Source organism: Kitasatospora sp. UYEF31, from assembly GCF_057291755.1.
Window position 1 is genome coordinate 1 of sequence record NZ_JBXAWK010000130.1, and the last position, 3,218, is coordinate 3,218.

Genomic DNA, 3,218 nt, shown 5'->3' on the forward strand with positions numbered 1-3,218 from the left:
TGTAGATTTCACCCTGAAGGTGCCCCCGGTTCCTGCTGAATGCTTTCTCGACAATCGCATCCTGGCAGGTCAGGGGCACCTTTTCAGTTCAACTTAACGGTTGGTCAACTTCCGTTGAATAGGCGAGGTTGATCCTTCACAACCTCATATCGATGGGCAGACGCCGCAGGACGAGGTCGACGCGCGGTTCTTTGCGATCGTCACCGACTTGGTCGGCACGCCCACCGAACTCGTCGACGGCGAGGGGGAGGTGGCGTGGCATCGCCGGGCAAGTTTGTGGGGGACATCAGTAGGGTCGACTACCGGCGACGGTCTGGACTGTCTGCTGGGCTTTCCCGGCCAGTACCGGGACGACGAGACCGGCTGGTACTACAACCTGTTCCGGTACTACACGCCGGAGACCGGCGCGTATACCGGACCTGATCCACTGGGCCTGTCCCCCGCACCCAACCACCACGGGTATGTTGACAGCCCCATGAGCTGGTGTGATCCGCTCGGACTTGCTCCTGATGGATGTCGACCTTGGACGAGTGGTCGAATATCGAGTGCGTCAACGGCGATAGATCAGGGGGCAACGAGTGTTCATGTTGCTTCTCGGGCGGAAGCTGAAGAATTATTCCTGGGAAAGTTCCAAGGGGACGGCTATCGGAACGCTTCAGGTATGGATGGCGTCGGGACCAAGCAGTACTTTGGCGCGAAGTCGGGCACCTATCATTGGGATGATCAACTCGGTGCCGATGGTCGAGTTCTCGGCCACGGTGCAGGTAATGCGGATGGAAATCTTCCCCATCTTCAGGTTTATACGTTCGACGGGCCGATTATTCGAATCTTTTGGGGCGGATAGTGCAAATTGAAGCGCGGAATCGATTGGTCATGACCAAGTCGCTTATATCCGCAAAAATGGCAAGCCGTTCTCCGGATAGCTATGCTTGGGTATGGGTGCTGCCCTTGCGGGATGGTCGTTTCAGGATTGCGGTTGTAGAGATTTCCAGGAAAATGGTTGATGAGGACGTCTGTTTCTTTGAAGAGGATTTCACTACGAACTACCTGAACATCGTAGACAGTGTGGAGGATGTTGATGCGGCTGTACTCGATGCCGGTGCCAACCCGGATGATTTGGCAGCGCCGTGGCGGAACGGATTTCCCTTGTAGGGGTTACGGATGCCCGTCCGGTCGCGTGCGGCGGGACTGCCCGAGAGGGTCGGCATATCGCGGACAGGATAGTCGGAGACGTCAGTCGATCATCGGGTCAGATCCTCCCGGAACAGCCCCGCCACATTCTCACTGCCGACCATGTCCTGGCCTCATGAATTCACGAGGCGGGCAGCTGCTGAGATTGAATTCGTGAAGTCGGGGCTGACACTCCAAGATCCCTGCGGTATCCCGGATACATGAGGTACCGGTAGTTCGTTACACCGGGCAGTAGAGATCAAGGCCGTGCCCGGCGCCGACCGCGTCGATCAGGGCCTGAAGTTCAGGAGGCGGATCCTTGTCCGACCACGCCCGCCAGCAGCGCCGCAGGGTGATCCACGGACCTAGCCAGGCACGGACCGCGCGGATGGCCCGGGGCCAGCTCAGCAACTGGGACTGTCGGGGCTGCTGAGGTTCGAAGGATCCCCCTCTCTGGCGGCTTCAGTTCCACTTCCGCTTCCGCCTCCTGTCCCCGCGTCGGCTCAGACGGCGGGGACGGGGTGGTCCAGTGGTCCCAGCAGAACGAGAACGCGCAGTTCACCAGCGTCTGATGACGCCGGATCGCCGTGTCGGAGCGGACCTGGAAGTCGGCCCATCCCAGTTCGTCCTTGACCTGCTTGTAGCTCTGCTCGATCCAGGGCCGAAGTCCGTACAACCGCACAATCTCGGCGAGGTCGGTGGGAGGGTGGGGACTGTCGGCCTCGCGTGGCCCGCCGGGGCGGGGCAGACCGGTGGCGAGATACCAGGTGGCCTTGTCCGGAAGGACGGCCGGATCGGCGGTGGCCACCACCAGTCGGGTCGGCTCGTTGGGGCCCCAGCCGCCGAGGGCGGCGTCGGCGGCCCACCAGGTTTCGGTGTGCCCGTCGCGGAAGGTCCGGACCACCGGTGTCCAGTCGCCGGGCTTGTCGGCGTTTTCCCAGGCCAGGGCTTTGGCCGCGTCGACGGGCGTATGCGTGTCCGGGCCCCGGGCCCAGGTGCCGTGGTGCGGTTTGAGGTGGAGGACGAACGGCAGTCCGGCCTCGCGCAGGACCTGCCGGAATTCGTCGTTGTCGCCGTACCCGCAGTCGGCGACCACCGCCTTGAAGGGCACCTGGGCGTCGACGGCCTGCCGGACCAGGGCGGCGGCGATCTGTGGCTTCGTGCGGAATTCGGGGTCGGTGCGCTTGCGGGGGAAGTGGTGGGCGGGGGTGTAGGGCACGACGTGCAGTGGGTGGTACACGCGGCGGTCGGCCCACACGGTGGTCACGGTGACGATGCCGTTGTCGGTCTTGCCGTAGCGGCCCAGCCACTGGCGTCCGATGTGGGCGGTGGCGGTGCCGTCCTTGCGGTCCCCGGAGTCGTCGATCGCCAGGACCCCGTCGGGGTGTGGGGCGGTGGCGGGGTCGGCGAGCAGCAGTTCTACCCGGCGGGCGTTGATCTTCTCGTGGTCCCAGCGGGACTCGGACAGGAAGTGCTGCAGCCGCTGCACCGCCGGGTTCCCGGCTCCGGTCAGCGGTTCGGCGCCGGCCAGGCAGGTCAGGGTCTTGTTGCGGTCCCGCGGAGCCAGCAGTCCCGTCAGGTACTCCCGGAACCCCCGTCGCTGGGCCAGATGGACGAACAGGTCGTCGAAGCGGGCCGCGTACGCCTCCAACGGTCCAGGCGCGGGCGGGCACGCACGCCGTTCGGTCATCAGGTCCTCCCCGTCGTAGCCGCTACATCCGGCCTACGACTGTCCTGACCTGACGTCAACCCTCGTTACCCACCGGTGTAACGAACTACCGGTACAACCTGTTCCGGTACTACACGCCGGAGACCGGCGCGTATGCCGGACCGGACCCACTGGGCCTGGCGCCTGCATCGAACCACCACGGGTACGTCGATAATCCGTTGGCTTGGAGTGACCCGCTCGGTTTGGCTCCGGAGTGTCCGAGGGCCAAGAAAATTTCAGATACTAAGCATATTGCAAGTATCTAGACATCTTTGATGGTTTGCGGTAGGAGTAAGTCATGACTTCGGGTGGGGATGGCCGAGCGCTTTCGCATGATGTT

2 protein-coding genes and 2 pseudogenes are annotated in these 3,218 nt (G+C 63.2%); 3 read left to right on the forward strand and 1 reads right to left on the reverse strand.

The genetic code is table 11. The features are described from left to right. Positions 1–160: 160 nt before the first annotated feature. Together AC0Z36_RS29420 and AC0Z36_RS29425 are read left to right on the forward strand one after the other, a co-directional pair. Positions 161–511, forward strand: a pseudogene (locus AC0Z36_RS29420) (RHS repeat-associated core domain-containing protein); the annotation flags it as partial. A 362-nt stretch (positions 512–873) separates the two neighbouring features. Continuing rightward, on the forward strand, positions 874–1,152 hold the full coding sequence (locus AC0Z36_RS29425) for a hypothetical protein (protein ID WP_485466137.1): 279 nt from the start codon (positions 874–876) through the stop codon (positions 1,150–1,152). 322 nt (positions 1,153–1,474) lie between these two features. Here the strand turns inward: AC0Z36_RS29425 and AC0Z36_RS29430 are convergent, their stop codons facing one another. Then, positions 1,475–2,860 (reverse strand): IS701 family transposase, encoded by a 1,386-nt coding sequence (locus AC0Z36_RS29430; RefSeq protein WP_485466138.1) that lies wholly within the window; start codon positions 2,858–2,860, stop codon positions 1,475–1,477. A 92-nt stretch (positions 2,861–2,952) separates the two neighbouring features. Here AC0Z36_RS29430 and AC0Z36_RS29435 point away from each other — a divergent pair. Continuing rightward, positions 2,953–3,144: pseudogene (locus tag AC0Z36_RS29435) on the forward strand (RHS repeat-associated core domain-containing protein); the annotation flags it as partial. Between the last annotated feature and the right edge of the window lie 74 nt (positions 3,145–3,218).